16 protein-coding genes are annotated in these 18,360 nt (G+C 35.9%); 8 read left to right on the forward strand and 8 right to left on the reverse strand.

Features of this window, described 5'->3' with window-relative positions:
* The first annotated feature begins 187 nt into the window (after positions 1-187).
* From DZ858_RS01935 to DZ858_RS01955, 5 genes are all read left to right on the forward strand, one after another.
* Positions 188-1,588: a type III PLP-dependent enzyme domain-containing protein gene (locus tag DZ858_RS01935; protein WP_117157888.1), complete on the forward strand. Its 1,401-nt coding sequence runs from the start codon at positions 188-190 to the stop codon at positions 1,586-1,588.
* Positions 1,578-2,513 carry an agmatinase gene (speB, locus tag DZ858_RS01940; RefSeq protein WP_117157889.1) on the forward strand — a complete coding sequence of 312 codons (936 nt, stop codon included), beginning with the start codon at positions 1,578-1,580 and terminating at the stop codon, positions 2,511-2,513. The genes DZ858_RS01935 and speB overlap by 11 nt, the downstream gene beginning before the upstream one ends.
* Entirely contained in the window at positions 2,503-3,480 is a 978-nt protein-coding gene (locus DZ858_RS01945; protein WP_117157890.1) for a deoxyhypusine synthase family protein, read from the forward strand. Before speB ends, DZ858_RS01945 begins: the two co-directional genes overlap by 11 nt.
* A gap of 3 nt (positions 3,481-3,483) precedes the next feature.
* The gene (locus DZ858_RS01950) at positions 3,484-5,016 is read left to right on the forward strand and encodes a bifunctional GNAT family N-acetyltransferase/carbon-nitrogen hydrolase family protein (RefSeq protein ID WP_117157891.1); all 1,533 of its coding nucleotides are present in this window, start codon (positions 3,484-3,486) and stop codon (positions 5,014-5,016) included.
* A 95-nt stretch (positions 5,017-5,111) separates the two neighbouring features.
* Entirely contained in the window at positions 5,112-5,861 is a 750-nt protein-coding gene (locus DZ858_RS01955; RefSeq protein WP_117157892.1) for a GLPGLI family protein, read from the forward strand.
* Between the two features lie 89 nt (positions 5,862-5,950).
* On the opposite strand, the gene DZ858_RS01960 is transcribed toward DZ858_RS01955, so the two are convergent.
* The 3 genes from DZ858_RS01960 to DZ858_RS01970 all read right to left on the reverse strand — a co-directional run bounded on the left by DZ858_RS01960 (position 5,951) and on the right by DZ858_RS01970 (position 9,456).
* Positions 5,951-7,363, reverse strand: coding sequence for a glycosyltransferase 87 family protein (locus tag DZ858_RS01960; protein ID WP_239990700.1), 1,413 nt, complete (start codon positions 7,361-7,363; stop codon positions 5,951-5,953).
* A 118-nt stretch (positions 7,364-7,481) separates the two neighbouring features.
* Complete coding sequence (locus DZ858_RS01965) at positions 7,482-7,871, reverse strand: DUF779 domain-containing protein (RefSeq protein ID WP_117157893.1); 390 nt, start codon at positions 7,869-7,871, stop codon at positions 7,482-7,484.
* A 61-nt stretch (positions 7,872-7,932) separates the two neighbouring features.
* On the reverse strand, positions 7,933-9,456 hold the full coding sequence (locus DZ858_RS01970; RefSeq protein WP_117157894.1) for an aldehyde dehydrogenase family protein: 1,524 nt from the start codon (positions 9,454-9,456) through the stop codon (positions 7,933-7,935).
* A gap of 149 nt (positions 9,457-9,605) precedes the next feature.
* Between DZ858_RS01970 and DZ858_RS01975 the strand changes: the two genes are divergently transcribed.
* A complete protein-coding gene (locus tag DZ858_RS01975) occupies positions 9,606-10,523 on the forward strand; it encodes an AraC family transcriptional regulator (protein WP_117157895.1) in 918 nt (305 codons plus the stop codon).
* Position 10,524: 1 nt separating this feature from the next.
* On the opposite strand, the gene DZ858_RS01980 is transcribed toward DZ858_RS01975, so the two are convergent.
* The 4 genes from DZ858_RS01980 to DZ858_RS01995 form a co-directional block, all read right to left on the reverse strand.
* The gene (locus tag DZ858_RS01980; protein WP_117157896.1) at positions 10,525-12,012 is read right to left on the reverse strand and encodes a cellulose synthase family protein; all 1,488 of its coding nucleotides are present in this window, start codon (positions 12,010-12,012) and stop codon (positions 10,525-10,527) included.
* Positions 12,009-12,704: a glycosyltransferase family 2 protein gene (locus tag DZ858_RS01985; RefSeq protein WP_117157897.1), complete on the reverse strand. Its 696-nt coding sequence runs from the start codon at positions 12,702-12,704 to the stop codon at positions 12,009-12,011. Before DZ858_RS01985 ends, DZ858_RS01980 begins: the two co-directional genes overlap by 4 nt.
* Positions 12,705-12,771: 67 nt before the next feature.
* Positions 12,772-14,673 (reverse strand): 4Fe-4S binding protein, encoded by a 1,902-nt coding sequence (locus tag DZ858_RS01990; protein WP_117157898.1) that lies wholly within the window; start codon positions 14,671-14,673, stop codon positions 12,772-12,774.
* A 3-nt stretch (positions 14,674-14,676) separates the two neighbouring features.
* Positions 14,677-15,984 carry an NAD(P)/FAD-dependent oxidoreductase gene (locus tag DZ858_RS01995; RefSeq protein WP_117157899.1) on the reverse strand — a complete coding sequence of 436 codons (1,308 nt, stop codon included), beginning with the start codon at positions 15,982-15,984 and terminating at the stop codon, positions 14,677-14,679.
* A 148-nt stretch (positions 15,985-16,132) separates the two neighbouring features.
* Here DZ858_RS01995 and DZ858_RS02000 point away from each other — a divergent pair, with 148 nt between their 5' ends.
* Both DZ858_RS02000 and DZ858_RS02005 read left to right on the forward strand, forming a co-directional pair.
* The gene (locus DZ858_RS02000) at positions 16,133-16,852 is read left to right on the forward strand and encodes a DUF547 domain-containing protein (protein WP_117157900.1); all 720 of its coding nucleotides are present in this window, start codon (positions 16,133-16,135) and stop codon (positions 16,850-16,852) included.
* Positions 16,853-16,910: 58 nt separating this feature from the next.
* Entirely contained in the window at positions 16,911-17,912 is a 1,002-nt protein-coding gene (locus DZ858_RS02005; protein WP_117157901.1) for a glycoside hydrolase family 113, read from the forward strand.
* Between the two features lie 2 nt (positions 17,913-17,914).
* Here the strand turns inward: DZ858_RS02005 and DZ858_RS02010 are convergent, their stop codons facing one another.
* Positions 17,915-18,349, reverse strand: coding sequence for a hemerythrin domain-containing protein (locus DZ858_RS02010; protein WP_117157902.1), 435 nt, complete (start codon positions 18,347-18,349; stop codon positions 17,915-17,917).
* Positions 18,350-18,360 lie beyond the last annotated feature (11 nt).

Genomic DNA, 18,360 nt, shown 5'->3' on the forward strand with positions numbered 1-18,360 from the left:
GCCGAAATTTAAAGCTAGCTTCCGCCTTACCCTTAGAACCTGTAGAAGGTTTCTCACAACGTTTAGCCTACTGGCTCAACCCTATCCGTATTTGAAAATACCGTTAATTTTTTGTTATTTCTCTCAATTTTCTGAGGGTATCAACTAATTGATTTATAATTTTCATGTCTAACCGTTACTTTTTAAAATGAATACTAAATATATTGATCTCATTGATCAAACCTATTATTTTCCGCAGGAAGAGTTTGCTTTAAACGAAAACAAAACCTTAACTTTTCACGATATCGACTTAATGGATCTCGTTTCAAAATACGGGGCACCTTTAAAGTTTACCTATCTTCCTAAAATTTCAAAAAACATACAACGCGCCAAAAAATGGTTTGGCAATGCGATTGAAAAGCATAATTATCAAGGCAATTATAACTATTGCTATTGCACGAAAAGCTCTCACTTTAAACACGTGTTACACGAAGCGTTAAAAAACGATATTCATATTGAAACCTCATCGGCATTCGATATTAATATTGTTGAAAACTTAAAAGCGGAAGGAAAAATCAATAACAACACCTATGTAATTTGCAACGGTTTTAAGCGGGAACAATACGTTAACAACATTGCGCGATTAATTAATGAAGGACATAAAAACTGCATTCCTGTAATTGATAATTATGAGGAAATTGGGTTACTTTCCGAACAAATTGAAGGCAATTATAAAGTAGGAATTAGAATCGCTTCGGAAGAAGAGCCTAAGTTTGAATTTTACACCTCTCGCTTGGGGATTGGGTATAAAAATATTGTTCCTTTTTACGAAAAACAAATTAAGGACAACAAACAGGTTGAGCTTAAAATGCTTCACTTTTTCATTAACACCGGTATTCGCGACAACGCCTATTACTGGAACGAATTGGTAAAGTGTTTAAACGTGTACACCAAACTGAAAAAGGTTTGTCCTTCACTGGATAGCTTAAACATTGGCGGTGGGTTTCCTATAAAAAATTCATTGGCTTTCGAGTATGACTATCAGTATATGATCGATGAAATCATCAACCAAATAAATATCACCTGCGCAGAAGCCGATGTGCCTGTGCCTAGTATATTTACGGAATTTGGTAGCTTTACAGTAGGTGAAAGCGGTGGAGCCATTTATGAGATTTTATACCAAAAACAACAAAACGATCGCGAAAAGTGGAATATGATTAATTCTTCTTTTATTACAACCTTACCCGATACCTGGGCGATTAGTAAACGTTTCATTATGCTAGCAATCAATCGTTGGAATGATGAATACGAACGCATCTTATTAGGAGGGTTAACCTGCGATAGTGACGATTATTACAACAGCGAACAGCATATGAACGCTATTTATTTGCCTAAATTTAAAAAAGAAAAACCGTTGTATATCGGCTTTTTTAACACGGGAGCTTATCAAGAAAGCATTGGCGGATTTGGTGGATTACAACACTGTTTAATCCCTTCACCAAAACATATTTTAATTGACAAAGACGATGATGGAAACATCACGACCAAATTATTTTCACAACAACAAACAAGCGAGCAATTGCTAAACATTTTAGGTTATGAGCACTAAAACGTATGCCGGAATCCCGCAAAAATATGCGGCTCTGGAAACTTCAAAAATTGTATTAATTCCTGTTCCTTACGATGGCACCAGTACGTGGCAAAAAGGAGCCGATAAAGGTCCAGGAGCTTTTTTACACGCTTCAGAAAACATGGAATTGTACGATATTGAAACCGAAACCGAAGTTTACAAACAAGGAATCTATTTAAGCGAACCCATTACTGAAAATGCTTCACCGGAAGCGATGGTAGAAGCGGTTCACAAAAAAACAAAAGATTATATTCTTCGGAATAAGTTTGTAACTGTTTTTGGTGGTGAGCACAGTATTTCAATCGGTACAATCCGTGCATTTAATGAATGTTTTGACGATTTAACCGTGCTTCATATCGATGCCCATGCAGACCTTCGGAAAGAGTATGAAGGTTCTACTTGCAACCATGCTTGTGCGGTTTACGAAGCCAGCCAAATGACTAATTTAGTACAACTAGGCATTCGTAGTATGGATGTTGCCGAAACAACCGTAATGGACCGTGAAAAAACATGGTTTGCACACGAAATGGCAACCGATGAGTATTGGATGGACAATGTAATTGAAGCGCTGGGTGAAAACGTATTTATTACGTTCGATTTGGATGCATTTGATCCTTCTATCCTACCCTCAACGGGAACCCCAGAACCAGGTGGGTTGTTTTTCTATGAAACCATGGAGTTTTTAAAACAAGTTTTTGCTGAACGCAATGTGGTTGGATTTGATATTGTAGAATTATGCCCAAATCCAGCAGAGAAATCATCTGACTTTTTAGCGGCTAAATTGTATTACAAAATGCTTAGCTACAAGTTTGAAGGTACAGAAGGAGAAGATGACTATGAAAGCAATTTCACAGACTCAAAAAAAGGAATTTCAAAATTTAACGACAACGAAGATGAGGACTAATAAAGGAGCGATTTCAGAATTTATTCAAAAATATTATTTGCACTTCAACGCTGCCGCTTTGGTAGATGCTGCAAAAGGATACGAAGACCAATTGAACAAAGGTTCAAAAATGTTAGTGTCCTTAGCTGGAGCTATGAGTACTGCGGAATTAGGTAAAATATTTGCTGAAATGATCCGTCAGGATAAAGTGCATATCATTTCGTGTACGGGTGCAAACTTGGAAGAAGATATTATGAATTTAGTGGCGCACAGCCACTATAAACGAGTTCCTAATTATCGTGATTTAACCCCAAAAAATGAATGGGATTTATTAGAAAAAGGACTGAACCGAGTAACAGATACGTGCATTCCAGAAGAAGAAGCATTCAGAAGAATTCAAGAACATATTGTAAAAATATGGAAGGAAGCAGAAGCCAATGGCGAACGCTATTTACCGCACGAATATATGTACAAATTGCTTTTAAGTGGTGTGTTAGAAGAACATTACGAAATCGATTTAAAAGATTCTTGGATGTATGCTGCGGCAGAAAAAAACCTTCCTATTGTTTGTCCAGGTTGGGAAGACAGTACGATGGGTAATATTTTTGCTAGCTATGTTTTAAAAGGCGAGCTAAAAGCCTCAACCATGAAAAGTGGAATTGAGTATATGACCTTCTTGGCTGATTGGTACACCGATAATTCAGAAAAAGGAATTGGTTTCTTCCAAATTGGTGGTGGAATTGCTGGTGATTTCCCTATTTGTGTCGTACCGATGTTGTATCAAGATATGGAACGTACCGACACGCCTTTTTGGAGTTATTTTTGTCAAATTTCAGACTCAACAACGAGCTACGGAAGCTATTCGGGAGCAGTCCCAAACGAAAAAATCACGTGGGGTAAATTGGACATTGATACACCAAAATTCATTATAGAAAGTGACGCTACCATCGTCGCCCCTTTAATTTTCGCATATCTCTTAGATATGTAACCCATGGAAAACAAAATAGAAAATATAGAATTAAAATTCTTAACGCTTAAAGATTACGAAGCGTTAAAAAAAGCAACCCTTCAGTCATATGGAGGGTTGCCAAATTCTTATTGGAAAATTGAAGAGATTGGTAATTTAATTTCTTTGTTTCCAGAAGGTCAAGTGGTCATTATGGCCGATGGCGAAATTGCAGGTTGTGCCCTATCGATTATTGTAGACTATGATAAAATTGAAGACAATCATACCTATGATGATATAACGCGCGACCCGTCGTTTAAAATCCACGATCCCAACGGTGATGTGCTCTACGGAATTGACGTGTTTATACATCCCGATTACCGCGGACTTCGATTAGGTCGCAGACTCTACGATTATCGAAAAGAATTGTGTGAAAACTTAAACCTGAAAAGTATCGTATTCGGGGGAAGAATGCCTAACTACCATAAACATGCCGACACTATTTCACCAAAAAAATACTTAGAGAAAGTACGAAGCAAAGAAATTGAAGATCCTGTATTGAACTTTCAGTTATCAAACGATTTTCACCCGCTTCGTGTTTTAAAAGGATATTTAGAAGGCGATGCCGCTTCGGGCGAATATGCCGTTTTAATGGAATGGGACAATATTTACTACACCAAACCAGATAAAAAACCAAGTGCTACCAAAAGTATCGTTCGTTTAGGACTTATTCAATGGCAAATGCGTTCGTATAACGGCATAGAAGATTTAATGCAGCAAGTTGAATATTTTATTGACAGTGTTGCAGGATACCGAAGTGATTTCGCTGTGTTCCCCGAATTTTTCAATGCGCCGCTTATGGCTGAATACAACCATATGAGCGAACCAGAAGCGATACGCGAACTGGCAACGCACACTGCTGAAATTACCGAGCGATTGTCTAAACTTTCTATTTCATACAACATTAATATTATCTCCGGAAGTATGCCGGAAGTAGTAGATGACAAACTGTACAATGTTGGCTATTTATGCCGCCGTGACGGAAGTGTAGAGCGGTATGAAAAATTACACGTAACCCCAGATGAAGCAAAAGTTTGGGGCATGCAACAAGGAAATACGCTTAAAACGTTTGATACCGATTGCGGAAAAGTAGGAATATTAATTTGTTACGATTCTGAATTTCCTGAGCTTTCCAGACTTTTATCTGATGAAGGAATGGACATTCTGTTTATACCATTTTTAACAGACACACAAAACGGATATTCTAGAGTTCGGTTGTGTGCACAAGCTCGTGCCATTGAAAACGAATGCTATGTCGCCATTGCTGGCAGTGTGGGTAACTTACCGAAAGTACATAATATGGACATTCAATATGCACAATCGGCTGTGTTTACACCTTGCGATTTTGCTTTTCCTAACAACGGTGTTAAAGCAGAAACCACCCCAAATACTGAGATGATTTTGGTAGCCGATGTTGATTTAGATTTGTTACGGGAATTACACACCTTTGGCGCTGTAAGGAATTTAAAAGACAGACGAAAAGATTTTTATAATTTAGGACGGGTAAAGAAAATATAGTATTAATATCTGAGAGTTACTATTATACCAAAATCGCTAATACTTTATGCAAATGATTGTATTATCTTTATACGACATTCATAATAATATAGATAATGAAGAATAAGATAATAGCTATATTCGTTTTAATACCACTTTTGGCTTTTGGGCAAAACAATCCCGAAAATAGTTCTTCTTCAAGTGTCAAGCTTGAAAAGGATCTGATCTGGCAAACTTCCAATGGGCAAAGCATTATAGGTGTCTATCAAGTATTGCCTTTGGATTCTAAATTTCAGAACTATGATATATCCATGAATATATCTTATCATTATTCTGAGAATAGATCTCTTCAAAAATTAATTGCGGGCAAAGGTGCTGTGTTAAAAGATACCATCATTGTAGATGAATATGGAAATATGCACGATGTACAAGCTAAGTTTATTCGTCCTACTGATCTTTTTGTTTATAAGGACTTTAGTAATAACGTTTTTAAAATGCAGTTTGACAAGAATAAAAAAATGAGGGCAATCCAAGACACTATACCGAAATATAATTGGATTTTGTATAATGAAGCAAAAAAGTTGAAGGGCTATAAGTGCAAAAAGGCCACAACTACAGTACGAAAAGAAGGCAGAAATTTTAACATCGTTGCCTGGTACACTGATGAAATACCAGTAAGTGACGGCCCTAAAGATTACACCGGACTTCCAGGACTCATTTTACAATTATATGTAGGTAATTATACTGTCATAAAAATTGATAAGTTGAAAATCTTAGAAGATCAATCGCAACTCATACCAGAACCTGCTGTAAATGCTCCTTTGACTTTTTTACAATACAATACTATTTACAACCAAAATGATTGAGGTATTTATGAAACCTACTAACAGGCTACCAATAGAGAACTGAAAAAAATAACTTAAGGTGTATAACCATAATTTGGCTCACGTAACTCTTATGTTATTGCGCTTCCAAATTTTCTCCTAAAAAAAATCTCCCAAACCGCATACCCAATTACTACGACATACTCCGTAGCTACCAACCAGAGGTTTTCATTAAAACCATCAGCTCCATAAGCACTATAACTTAATATTACCACAGCACTCCAAACTATAGGAAAGCGGTATCTGGTAAACAAGCATAGCAGTAAAGGCGTTGCAACATACCAAGGATGTACGGTCGTAGACAACAAAAAGTAGAACGAAACGCCAAAGAGCATAGCCGTAATTAATTTTGGAAGTGTTTCATTTCTTCGGAAGAAGGTGAGTATCAATATGAAAGCAATGACAATCAGTGGTAATATCTTACCTACCGTAGCAATAATATTCCATCCCACGGTTTGAAAACCGATCCACCTTATGATGTAATACACACTCGCATTAAATTCAAAATTCTGAAACCATAATCCAATAGTTGTTGTGAAATTCTGAAGAAATTCTGAAGAAAAGAACGGTAAGAATGTTACAACAGCTGTTAACAGGCAAACTGAATAAAACATAATCAGTTTCTTTATTCCAAATGAGGTGAATTCCAATGAAGAGTTTTTTTCGCTCTTCTTATTCTTCAAGAAGTAGTTAAAAAATAGTGGCAAAAACAACAATGGCAACAATTTAACTGAAACAGAAACCCCTATCAATATAGCAGCCCAAACCCATTTCCTTTTTTGTAATAAATATAGTGCCCAAACTAGAAAGAAAAGCATAACGCCTTCAAAATGTAGGTTTCCCGTTAATTCAATAATGATAAAAGGGTTCAGGAAATACCAAAAAATAGTATGTGGATTTAGATTTAGGTTCTTTAGTAATTTTCTTCCGAAGTAAAAGGCACCTACATCTGCAAGAATCATAATTAATCGTAAAACTACCACTGAACCGAGTATACTGTTTTTAGCAAATAAAGCAGCTATTGCAAAAAATAGTTGATTGATTGGCGGATAATTACTGTAATGGCTGGCATTGAGAGCGCCCATACCATTTATTAGTTTCGTTGCTTCCGCTCCGCTAAGCCATCTTAAACTATTCAATATTTCAGATGTTTTATTTACATATTGTTCTGGGGTAAAAAGGTATGGGTTTTCACCTTGCAGCAACAATCTGCCATCCCAGATAAAACGATAAAAATCCTGTGACAAATTGGGGATGGCAACTAAAAAGACCAATCGAAAAGCAATTCCGAATCCGAACAGCACCCAGAAATTGCCTTTTGTTATTTGGATGAGCTTATAGGCTAAGAAAAATAAAGCTCCATACAGCGGAAGCAGTTTTGCAAAATCACTTCGGTTTAAATCGTAGCCAAAACTGGCGTATAAAGCAATGCTTATCACAGCGAAAAGCAATGGAATTCTATACAGGTTGAAAAAGTCTTTCACTTAGTTTTACTTTACGAAACCACAAGATATAAAACCTTCAAGGTTTTTTAAAGTTTAGGAGGTTTTATATAAAAAAGACGATCAAGAGATAGGAAGGTTTAATTAATGAAGGTTGTCTTTAAGGTAACAACTCATTTTTTTTAGCTTCTACTTTTCTGAAATGTTCACTTTCCGCTTCAGTTAGCAGCCTTGATTTTATTAAAAATCGAATACCTAATGGAATTTCTACAGAAAAACTAGAGCCACGACCTTTTGTAATATCGACGGTTAAATGTGTGTGTTTCCAGTATTCGTATTGATCTTGATTCATATAAAAAGAAACGCCAGCAACTGCTCCTAAAAGGATGTCGCTTTCATCTAAATAAAAGTCATCTTTTGAAATCAACATAGGTGACGATCCATCGCAACAACCTCCACTTTGATGAAAAATAAGCGAACCGTGTTGTTCTTTCATTTGTTCAACAATCTTTTTTGCTTCATCTGTTATTGCTACTCTACTATTTTTCATATTCTAAATTTAAAAATAAAGGCCGGAAATTAATTCCGACCTTCTTAAAACCAACTAAATATTAAAAGAAACCTAATTTTTTCTTATCATAGGAAATTAGCATATTTTTAGTTTGACGGTAATGATCGAGCATCATTTTATGGTTTTCTCGACCAATTCCAGATTTTTTATAACCTCCAAATGGAGCGTGCGCAGGATATGCATGATAGTTGTTTACCCATACTCTACCCGCTTTTACTTCTCTTGAAATTTGATACGCTTGATGCATATCACGTGTCCAAACCCCAGCGCCTAAACCATAAAGTGTATCATTCGCTATTTCGATCGCATCTGCTTCATTCTTGAAGCTTGTAACACAAACTACAGGACCGAAAATTTCTTCTTGAAATACCCGCATCTTGTTATTTCCTTTAAAAATAGTCGGTTTAATGTAATACCCGCCTTCTAAGCCTTCATTGTAAGCTGAATCTCCACCAGCAAGCACTTCACAGCCTTCTTCTTTTCCAATTTTTATGTAATTTAAAATTTTCTCGTATTGATCGTTAGAGGCTTGAGCTCCCATCATCGTTTCCGGATCTAACGGATGTCCTATTTTAATAGCTTTGGTTCGCTCTACAACACGCTCCATAAATTTATCAAAAATACTTTCTTCAACTAAAATTCTAGATGGGGCCGTGCAAACCTCTCCTTGGTTAAAGGCAAAAAGGACTGCTCCTTCAATAGCTTTATCAAGAAAATCATCATCTTCATCCATGATGCTTTTAAAGAAAATATTTGGTGATTTTCCTCCTAATTCTAACGTAACAGGAATAATGTTTTTAGAAGCATATTGCATAATTAATTGTCCGGTAGTAGTTTCACCCGTAAACGCAATCTTTTTAATGCGAGGGCTTGATGCTAATGGTTTCCCAGCTTCGAGACCAAATCCATTTATAATGTTTAATACTCCAGCAGGAACAACATCTTGAATCAATTCAGCTAAAATCATGATTCCAACAGGGGTTTGCTCAGCTGGTTTTAAAACCACACAGTTTCCTGCTGCTAATGCAGGGGCTAACTTCCAAGCTGCCATTAAAATTGGGAAGTTCCACGGGATAATTTGCCCTACAACCCCTAATGGTTCCCAAATATTTAATGAAACAGTATTTTCATCTAATTCACTAGCCCCACCTTCTTCGGCTCTAATAACACCAGCAAAATACCTAAAGTGATCTACTGCCAGTGGTAAATCTGCATTGGTAGTTTCCCGAATAGGTTTTCCGTTATCCCAAGTTTCAGCTCGTGCTAACGTTTCAATGTTATTTTCAATTATATCAGCAATTTTTAAAAGCACATTACTTCGTTCGGTTGCTGACTTTCTATTCCAAGTTTTAGCAGCTTCCCAAGCAGCATCTAATGCCTTGTCTACATCCTCTTTAGTGGATCGGGCTACTTTTGTAAACGAATTTCCATCTACTGGGGAAATACTTTCAAAATACTTTCCCTTAACTGGTTTTACCCATTTTCCACCGATAAAATTATCATACGTATCTTTAAATTTTGGTTGCTCAATAGCCTTTCCTTTTTCTGTTTCTATATTACTCATAATGACAATTATTTAGTTATTATTTTGTGAATTACATAATTTTAATAAAGGTATTTTATAATATTGTTAAGCAATTGAACAATACTATTGAAGAATAACACATTTCTATTTTTTATAGATTTTACTGAAATTTTTACGTAATATTGAATATGAATCACTCTTTAGCAAGGCATAAAGAAAGTCGGAAAATTTTCACTTTAGTTGAAAATAGAACTACGTACAATGCTGAATATTCTGAATTAAATATTTTTGAAACGCATAAAGTGGCAGAACGAGTTTCGCTTACTTTTGATTTCCCAGTTATTGCTAGTATGCTCACAGGCAAAAAAATAATGCACCTTGCCAATATCCCTGAATTTGATTTCCTTCCAGGCGAATCAGTCGTAATGCCCGCTAATAAAGAAATGATTATCGACTTCCCTACTGCAACTAAAAGTAGTCCTACGCAATGTTTGGCGTTGGGTATTGATCCCCAAAAAATAAATGAAGTCGCTTTAAAGTTTAATCAACAAGTAGAAATTGAAAACGAAAACAACAACTGGAGTCTAGAGGAAGGGTTTGCATCTCACCTTACCAATCAAGTTGAAGTGAATTACCTTATAGATAGATTGGTGAATACATTCACTAAAAACTCTTCGTCGAAAGATGTATTGCTAGATCTAATGATTCAGGAGTTAATTATTAGACTGCTTCAAACAAAGGCCAAATACAGTATTTTAAATGATCATTTAGAAATGTTTAGTGATACACGTATTGGCTCTGTAGTAAAGTACATAAAAGAAAATTTAACCAACAAAAATATTAGCGTGGACACCTTAGCCGAAAAGGCATATATGAGTACGTCTAATTTTCATAAAAAGTTCAAAAATACTTTAGGCGTTTCGCCAATAGATTTTATGAATTCAGAAAAGATCAAGTTTGCAAAAAGGTTAATGAAAAAAAATAAGACTATGCTTATCTCAGAAATTGCTTTTAAATCTGGATTTAATAATGTGAGTTATTTTAACCGCCAGTTTAAAAAATTAGAGCTGATGACCCCACAACAGTTTCGACTTTCTATTCACTAAATTAAGCTCTGCTTAACAAGCTCTTAAAAAACACAAAAGCAAAGCCTACAAAAAGCATCAAGTGAAAAGGAAATAGACCAAAATCGCCATCTTCTTTCCCAACAACAAAAGCACTGTACATCCCAAAGGCAAAATAGAGCATTAAAACCCCTTCAATAATCGTGTTTCCTGAAAGGTTTTTTGTCAGGTACTTGTTTTCTTTCCAGCTTTCTTTTAGAGAAATATTGAACTTTGGTGTTCGAATAAAATCACTTTTTTTACCAAAATGACCTTCTAAAACTGCAAGTGAGTTATGAACTGAAAAGCCCATGGCTACAGAAAAGAACGTAAAGAACATCCCAATATACTTTAGGAAGTTTTTAAATCCCCCACCATTTATTTTTGAATACGTGAGCCAATAGCACATAAAGAAGATAACAGTACTAAAGGCAAAACCTGCCAATACATAAAAAACCACAGCCCATTCAGGGTTTGCTGCTTTTATATAAAGCATGGGTACACTTAAAATGGCCACGGTTAAGATCAACAAAAACATACTACTATTTAATAAGTGGAAAAAACTATGAAATTTTGTTTTCCAAGGAACCGTAGGATCTTTCAGCAACCTTACATATAGTTTTTGAAAATTTTCAGCAGCACCTTTATTCCATCGAAATTGTTGCGATTTTGCAGCACTGATTACTACTGGGAGTTCGGCTGGAGTTTCTACATCTTCCAAATATTTAAACTTCCATTTTTTAAGTTGAGCACGGTAACTTAAGTCTAAATCTTCAGTGAGTGTATCACCTTCCCAATTCCCTGCATCGATAATACATGTCTTCCGCCAAATACCAGCGGTACCGTTAAAGTTGATAAAATGATTGCCGAAATTGCGGCCTACTTGTTCTAACACAAAGTGAAAATCGAGGGCAAAGGCTTGTATTTTTGTAAGGAGTGAGTAATCTCTATTAATATGGCCCCAACGAGTTTGTACCACGCCAATTTTTTCGTCTTTAAAATAAGGAACTGTCTTTTTTAACCAGTCTTTCTTCGGAAGGAAATCGGCATCAAAAATGGCAATAAACTCTCCTTTTGCAGTTTTAAGGCCTTCTTTTAATGCTCCAGCTTTAAACCCAGAACGCACTTCCCTACTCATCTGTTTAATATCTAAACCAGAATCTTTTAGTTTTTTTATGTGGGCAGTTGTCGCTTGAAAAGACTCATCGGTAGAATCGTCTAACACTTGTATCTCAAGCTTATGTTTTGGGTAGTCTATTTCAGCAATATTATTGAGCAGGCGCTCCATCACATACAGCTCGTTATAAACGGGAAGCTGGATGGTTACAAAAGGAATTTCTTCAGGATTGGAAAAATCGAAAACAGGATCAGTGCGCTTTTGCTTTTTCGCTTTTAAGTAGTTGACAAACAAATTAAGTTGTGCCAAAGCATACAAGAAAATGAGTAGCAATGCTATAGAATAGATGATGACTATGCTTATCTCAAGTATCATTTTTTAAAGCTATATTTAAAGATCCAACTTAATATTTTTACGCCGGCAAAGATAGCACCTTTTACCGTTCCTGAAACTTTTGACACCCCTATTCTGTTTCGATAATGAACGGGAATTTCACGGTATGAAAATTTTTGTTTTAATGCTTTTAATTGCATTTCTACGGTCCATCCGTATGTTTTATCTTCCATTTCTAATGCTATCAACTTTTCATATTTTATAGCACGAAACGGTCCAAGATCGGTAAATTTTGAATTGAAAAACAGTCGCATTAACGAAGTTGCCAACCAGTTTCCAAATTTCTGCGGAAATGTCATGGATCCCTCTTCCCTTAATTCTTTAACCCGCGTTCCGATAACAAAATCGATATTTTCTTCAATAATTGGTGCAACAATTTTTGAAAGTTCTTCTGGATAATCACTGTAATCGCCATCCAGAAAAACAACAATATCAGGTTTAGGGGTTTGTCGGGCAATGTAGGCCATTCCTTTCAAACAAGCGTGGCCATATCCTCTTTTTCCTTCGGAAAGAACGGTGGCACCGGCTTTTTTAGCAACCTTTTCTGTTTCATCGGTAGAATTATTGCTGATTACAATAATTTCTGAAACTTCCTTAGGAACATCACCAATCACCTTGGCAATGGAATCGGCTTCGTTAAAAGCCGGAATAATAACTTTTATAATTGGAGGCATGCAATTTTGAGGTTGTAAAAGGATTTCTTTTAAGGTTGGTAGATAGTTTTAATAAGTGTCAAAAGTCTTATTTCCCATTTACATATTCCATTAAATCTACATCGTTCCCTAGCAGTACTTCATTACCTTCAATACGCCCTTTTCTTGGTCCATCTTCTAGTTTTAAAACACCTCGAGGGCAAACGGCAGAACAAATTCCGCAGCCTACACATGAGCTTCGAACTATGTTCTCACCTTTTTGAGCATATGCTTTTACATCGATTCCCATTTCGCAATAGGTAGAACAGTTTCCGCAGGAAATACATTGTCCACCATTGGTTGTAATTCTAAAACGAGAGAACAAACGTTGCTGAAATCCTAAAATTGCAGCCATTGGGCAACCAAAACGACACCAAACACGACTTCCGAAGATAGGATAAAAACCAACCCCAATAACACCACTAAACATGGCTCCTATTAAAAATCCATAGGTTTGGCGCAATTCGTACGCATTAAAAAAGAATAGTTTTCCCGGCGTGCTGAAATACGTGAATAGCAAAATAGATGTTACCACTACAAAATACCCAATAGCACCATATTTAGCATCTTTAGCCAATTGTTCTCTTCGGAAAAGCATAACACCACCAAAAACCAAGGTTAGCACCCCAACAACAAACCAAATGAAAAACTCTTTCGAAATCCAAAGGTTGTCGAAAAAGGAAGTTTCTACTCCATCATTGATTGTTAAATATTCTTTTGAAGCAGAATCTACTAATAATGAAGCGCTCAATCCGTTTTTTAAACGAGTGAGGGCAATTTCATTTTCAGTTTCAGAAATAACATGAAACGGAATATTCATTCCTTCTGTTGTTTCTAAGACGGGGGCTTCTTTTGAGTCGGCTTTATTAATAAAAATCACCTGACTCGCTTTTGCTTTTTGAGCTGCCAAAATACGTTCGTTAATAGGTTTCCCATCCGGGTCACTCATAAAAACGGTTTTATTTTCCAGTCCGCTCCATTCACTTATAGATTGCGACTCGTTGCCTTGCAAATAGCTAAAAACAACGGCTGTGGTCATAACTGTAACAAAAACCACTACACTATGTACTACCCACCGTTCTACTTTCCAGGCGACCATGCGTTTGTCTGATAAATGACGAAAAGGGTCTCCAGCAGTTTCGGCCAAACCGCCACAACCACATACCCATGAGCAATACCATCGTTTCCCGTATTTATAGGTTAAAATAGGTGTAATTACAAAAATGGAAAGGATTCCGAAGATGATCATAATCAACCCTACATCGCCAGCACTTAAAAATTCATCTATCTTATAACCTGCAAAAAGCTCATAGTTAAGCGGCCAAATGTTTTTAAAATCGTAATACGGTTGATTAAGACGAACTAGTATTTCAGGAATAATAAATGCAAAACTTAGTTGAAAAAACATCACTGAACACGTTCTGATAACTTCGTACCGGTTATGACGGTATTTCCAGATAAATTTTATTCCGAAGGCTAAAATCGCCAAGGTATAAAGCGTTCCGTATAAAAACCATTGACTTGCTGGGTTGCCACTTAAAAATTTACTCAACGGATCGAATAACGAAATTACTCCTGTGTTATCACCGTCTTTAACCAAACCTAGATACTGCGGAAACCAATACAACGCTACATAAAATAATGTTAAGGTAATCCCTAGCATCCAACCCCAGAATCCACGTGAAGAAAGTGATTTAAAGTATACACCATTATTGCTTATCCCTTCGTGTTTACTTAAATATTCTGCTCTAGAAAACCATATAGTACCTACTGCTATAGACAATAATGAAACACTCAACCACAAGGTTTTATTCGGAAAATCGACATTAAATAATGCTACAAATAGCACTAACAAACCAGCTAAACCTATAAAGCTTGCTATTTTTTGTTGGGTATTAATTGTTTTTGGTGGTTCGCCAGTTAGGCTCATATTACGTTGAAAAGTACTCATAGGTTATACGGTTACAGGTTGTTGATTTTTATAAGCTGAAAGAATTTTTTTCTCATATTTTCTATAGAATTCAGGATCAAAATTGGCTTGTTTTAAATGATTTATCACATAATTGACGTCTCTCTTTTCATTGAGCCAACGGTCAAAAACTTCGTGACGCATTCGTATTCCGAAAGTGTTTATTCCCAAAAACTCATTTGTTTCTTTATGATAAGAAACGGTAACGGCCCGTTTATCACTCTTACATTTCCAATGAAATTGCGCTTCAAAATCTTTTCGTCTGTCTTTAGGCTGCACCCAACCATAGGTTTGGTATTCAATATCGAAAAACTTCGCACTATTAAACCAATTACCAGGTTTGTATTCCCAAGGGTTACCACAAATAGTTTGCGCTAGCGTTTCTCCCATTATGCGGCCGGTATACCAAACCGCTTCAACTGGTGGACGGTTACCAATTGGCTCTCTTTGTTGGGCACAATCGCCAATAGCATAGACGTCTTTTATATTAGTTTCCAATTTTCGATTTACTAAAATGCCTTTATCGGTTTCAATTCCTGAATCTTTTAAAAATGTGATATTAGGTTTTACGCCAGTTGTAATTCCAACGACGTTACATGGTATTTCTTCTCCAGTTTCTTTTACAACAACAGCACGTACATTTCCGTTTTCATCACCTAAAATTTTATCGAGATTAGTTTCGTGACGGATATTAACACCATGCGACTGAATGTGGCGTGATAACATTTCGGCCTCAGGTTTTGGTAAAGCACTAGTCCAAAAAGCATCTTCACGAACTAACATAGTGACTTCAATTCCACGGGTGCGAAGCATTTCGGCCATTTCTACGCCTATTAATCCGCCGCCTACTATAACCGCACTTGGGCACTCTTTTTTGTTTGGTGCATTTTTTTCTAATTTTTCTAAATCTTGCTTGGTTACCAAACCTTGTACACCATTTAAATCGAGTCCTTCCCACCCAAAAGTATTGGTAGTCGAGCCAGAAGCAATAATCAATTTATCGTATTGCATTGAACCTCCTTCAGCAAAATGAAGTGTTTTAGCATTGGCATCAACTTTTTCTACGTATGCATTTTTGAGGTTTAAATCGTTTTTCTTCCAGAAATAGCTTTCGTATGGTTCAATATCCCACCAACGCATATGTCCCATATACACATACATAAGAGCCGTTCGAGAAAAAAAATAATCTGCTTCCGCAGAAATAAGTGTGATTTTTTTATCGGATTTTTTTCGGATATGTCGGGCTGCCGTAACGCCCGCAATGCCATTTCCAATAATAACGATATGTTCCATAGAAAAAGAAGTATTGCTTTTATGTCGTACTTAAATGTACGCAATTACAAGCAAAACAGATTACAAATTAAAATAAGTGATAAATTAACTTGTGCTATTTGTAAGGTTTACTAAAACCAAGACGACTTAAAATGCGTAAATTATTATAATGAAACATTTTTTATTTCTTATTGCAACTATACTGTTTTTCAACATATCATCTGGGTTTTCACAGTCAACGGATACCTTCTTAAATGATGCTGATATATTTTTTAAAACCTATATTTCCAACGGAAAAGTTGATTATAAAAGTGTTGAAAAAAATCCTGAAAAATTAAATCGTCTTTTAGACCAAGCTGCAAACATTTCAGTTTCAATTTCTGAAGAAAAAACCTATCAAGCCTTTTGGATTAATGCTTACAATCTTGCTGTTATAAAAGGAATTATTGATAACTACCCAATTGATTCGCCTTTAGATAAAGGCGGTTTTTTTGAGAGTATAAAATATAATTTAGGCGGAACATCGCTTACCTTAAACGATATAGAGAATAAGAAACTCCGTGCTCAATTTGATGAACCTAGATTTCATTTTGTTTTGGTTTGTGGCGCAAAAGGATGCCCGCCAATTATTGCTGAAGCCTATAAACCTTCAACTTTAGAAAAACAATTACAAGAACAAACGGTAAAAGCATTAAACAATCCTTTATTCATTAAAGTTTCAGAAAATGAAGTTTCTATTTCTGAAATTTTTAAATGGTACAAAGAAGACTTTGAAAAGAACGGCCAAAGTGAGCTGGATTTTATCAATCAATTCCGAAAAGAGAAGATTATTCCTTCAAATTTTAAAGTTTCTTACTATCCCTACAACTGGCAATTAAACCAAAAGTAATTAGTACGATCTAATTTTTTAAACTATTTTCAGTTTTGAAAAAGTTGTCAATCACTCTATGAAAAATTACCTGTTAGTTCTAATTCTATTTTTTATCGTAGTTAGCCATGCGCAAGACACTAAAATAAATGGGATTAGTTTTGTTGCATCTCGTGATTCAGTATCACTTAAACACACAGCTCCACTTTTAATGATAAACGCTAATTATGCAGCGGTTATGCCTTTTGGCTTTATTGAAAGTTTGGATCATCCCGAGTTACTGTACAGTACAGACCGACAATGGTATGGCGAAACGATAGAAGGCACTAAACAATACATTAATAAGCTACAGCAAAATGATATTAACGTTATGCTGAAACCTCAAATTTGGATTAGAAAAGGTGAGTTTACAGGGCATCTTGCTATGTCTTCGGAAAAAGATTGGGAAATATTGGAAACTTCATACCGTAATTTTATACTCGATTTTGCTCGTCTTGCTGAAGAAACCAATGTGCCCATTTTATGTATTGGCACAGAACTAGAACAGTTTATAATGCGACGTCCAACATTCTGGAATCAATTAATTTCTGAAATAAAACGTTTCTATAATGGCAAGCTGACCTATGCTGCTAATTGGGATGAATACACTAAGGTTCCTTTCTGGAATCAATTAGATTTTATTGGCGTAGATGCTTATTTCCCTATTTCAGAAGAAAAAACCCCAACATTACAAGAAGCCAAAAAAGGATGGCAAAAGTGGAAGAATGAAATGAAAACTGTTTCAGAAAAACACAATAAAAAAATACTGTTTACTGAATATGGTTACAGAAACACAGACTTTTCCGGAAAAGAACCTTGGCACAGTGGCAGAGAGCAAAAAAGTATAAATCATGATAATCAAGGCACGTTACTTACCGCCCTTTTTGAAGAGGTTTGGCAAGAACCATGGATGGCCGGTGGCTTTTTATGGAAATGGTTTATTGACCATGATAAATCTGGGGGTGGATTGAACAATCAATTTACCGTTCAAAACAAGCCTTCACAATTAGTAGTACAATATTTTTACTCTATTTACGAATAATACTATCGTTTTTCTTTCATCACTTTTAAGTATTCTTCAGCTATAGAAGTTTTTTGCTTCTCGGTAAATACTTTCCCAGCGAGCTGAAAAAAAGTATGCTCTTCGTCTTCTAAATGGTGTTCTACTTTTTCGCAAAGTTGTTTAGCATGCACCAACCAACCAGGCGAATCTAAATCGGTATCGTCAATTTTTTCAATTAATTCGTCCATTTCATGATGTTCTGCTATTCCATGTCGCGCATGTTCTTGCATCATATCATTTTGAATAAGTGGAGTGTAAAAGGTACGCTCTTCAGCATCTGCGTGAACTTGTAGTTCGTGTTTTAGTTTTTCCCACATTTCTTTTCGGCCTTTACTATCGCCAGATGTGGAAGTAACTAGTTTACACAATTCACGTTGTTTATCGTGGTCTTTTCTTATCGCTTCAAAAATATTCATAGTTCGTTTTT

The sequence above is a fragment of the Marixanthomonas ophiurae genome (assembly GCF_003413745.1).
GTDB lineage: Bacteria > Bacteroidota > Bacteroidia > Flavobacteriales > Flavobacteriaceae > Marixanthomonas > Marixanthomonas ophiurae.

Excerpts from the sequence above, each read along its gene's own strand:
- DZ858_RS01935 (WP_117157888.1), top strand. The coding sequence starts at position 188 with ATGAATACTAAATATATTGATCTCATTGATCAAACCTATTATTTTCCG.
- DZ858_RS01985 (WP_117157897.1), bottom strand. The coding sequence starts at position 12,704 with ATGCCTCCAATTATAAAAGTTATTATTCCGGCTTTTAACGAAGCCGAT.
- DZ858_RS01945 (WP_117157890.1), top strand. The coding sequence starts at position 2,503 with ATGAGGACTAATAAAGGAGCGATTTCAGAATTTATTCAAAAATATTAT.
- DZ858_RS02000 (WP_117157900.1), top strand. The coding sequence starts at position 16,133 with ATGAAACATTTTTTATTTCTTATTGCAACTATACTGTTTTTCAACATA.
- DZ858_RS02010 (WP_117157902.1), bottom strand. The coding sequence starts at position 18,349 with ATGAATATTTTTGAAGCGATAAGAAAAGACCACGATAAACAACGTGAA.
- DZ858_RS01990 (WP_117157898.1), bottom strand. The coding sequence starts at position 14,673 with ATGAGTACTTTTCAACGTAATATGAGCCTAACTGGCGAACCACCAAAA.
- DZ858_RS01950 (WP_117157891.1), top strand. The coding sequence starts at position 3,484 with ATGGAAAACAAAATAGAAAATATAGAATTAAAATTCTTAACGCTTAAA.
- DZ858_RS01965 (WP_117157893.1), bottom strand. The coding sequence starts at position 7,871 with ATGAAAAATAGTAGAGTAGCAATAACAGATGAAGCAAAAAAGATTGTT.
- speB (WP_117157889.1), top strand. The coding sequence starts at position 1,578 with ATGAGCACTAAAACGTATGCCGGAATCCCGCAAAAATATGCGGCTCTG.
- DZ858_RS01955 (WP_117157892.1), top strand. The coding sequence starts at position 5,112 with ATGAAGAATAAGATAATAGCTATATTCGTTTTAATACCACTTTTGGCT.
- DZ858_RS01970 (WP_117157894.1), bottom strand. The coding sequence starts at position 9,456 with ATGAGTAATATAGAAACAGAAAAAGGAAAGGCTATTGAGCAACCAAAA.
- DZ858_RS01980 (WP_117157896.1), bottom strand. The coding sequence starts at position 12,012 with ATGATACTTGAGATAAGCATAGTCATCATCTATTCTATAGCATTGCTA.
- DZ858_RS01995 (WP_117157899.1), bottom strand. The coding sequence starts at position 15,984 with ATGGAACATATCGTTATTATTGGAAATGGCATTGCGGGCGTTACGGCA.
- DZ858_RS01975 (WP_117157895.1), top strand. The coding sequence starts at position 9,606 with ATGAATCACTCTTTAGCAAGGCATAAAGAAAGTCGGAAAATTTTCACT.
- DZ858_RS02005 (WP_117157901.1), top strand. The coding sequence starts at position 16,911 with ATGAAAAATTACCTGTTAGTTCTAATTCTATTTTTTATCGTAGTTAGC.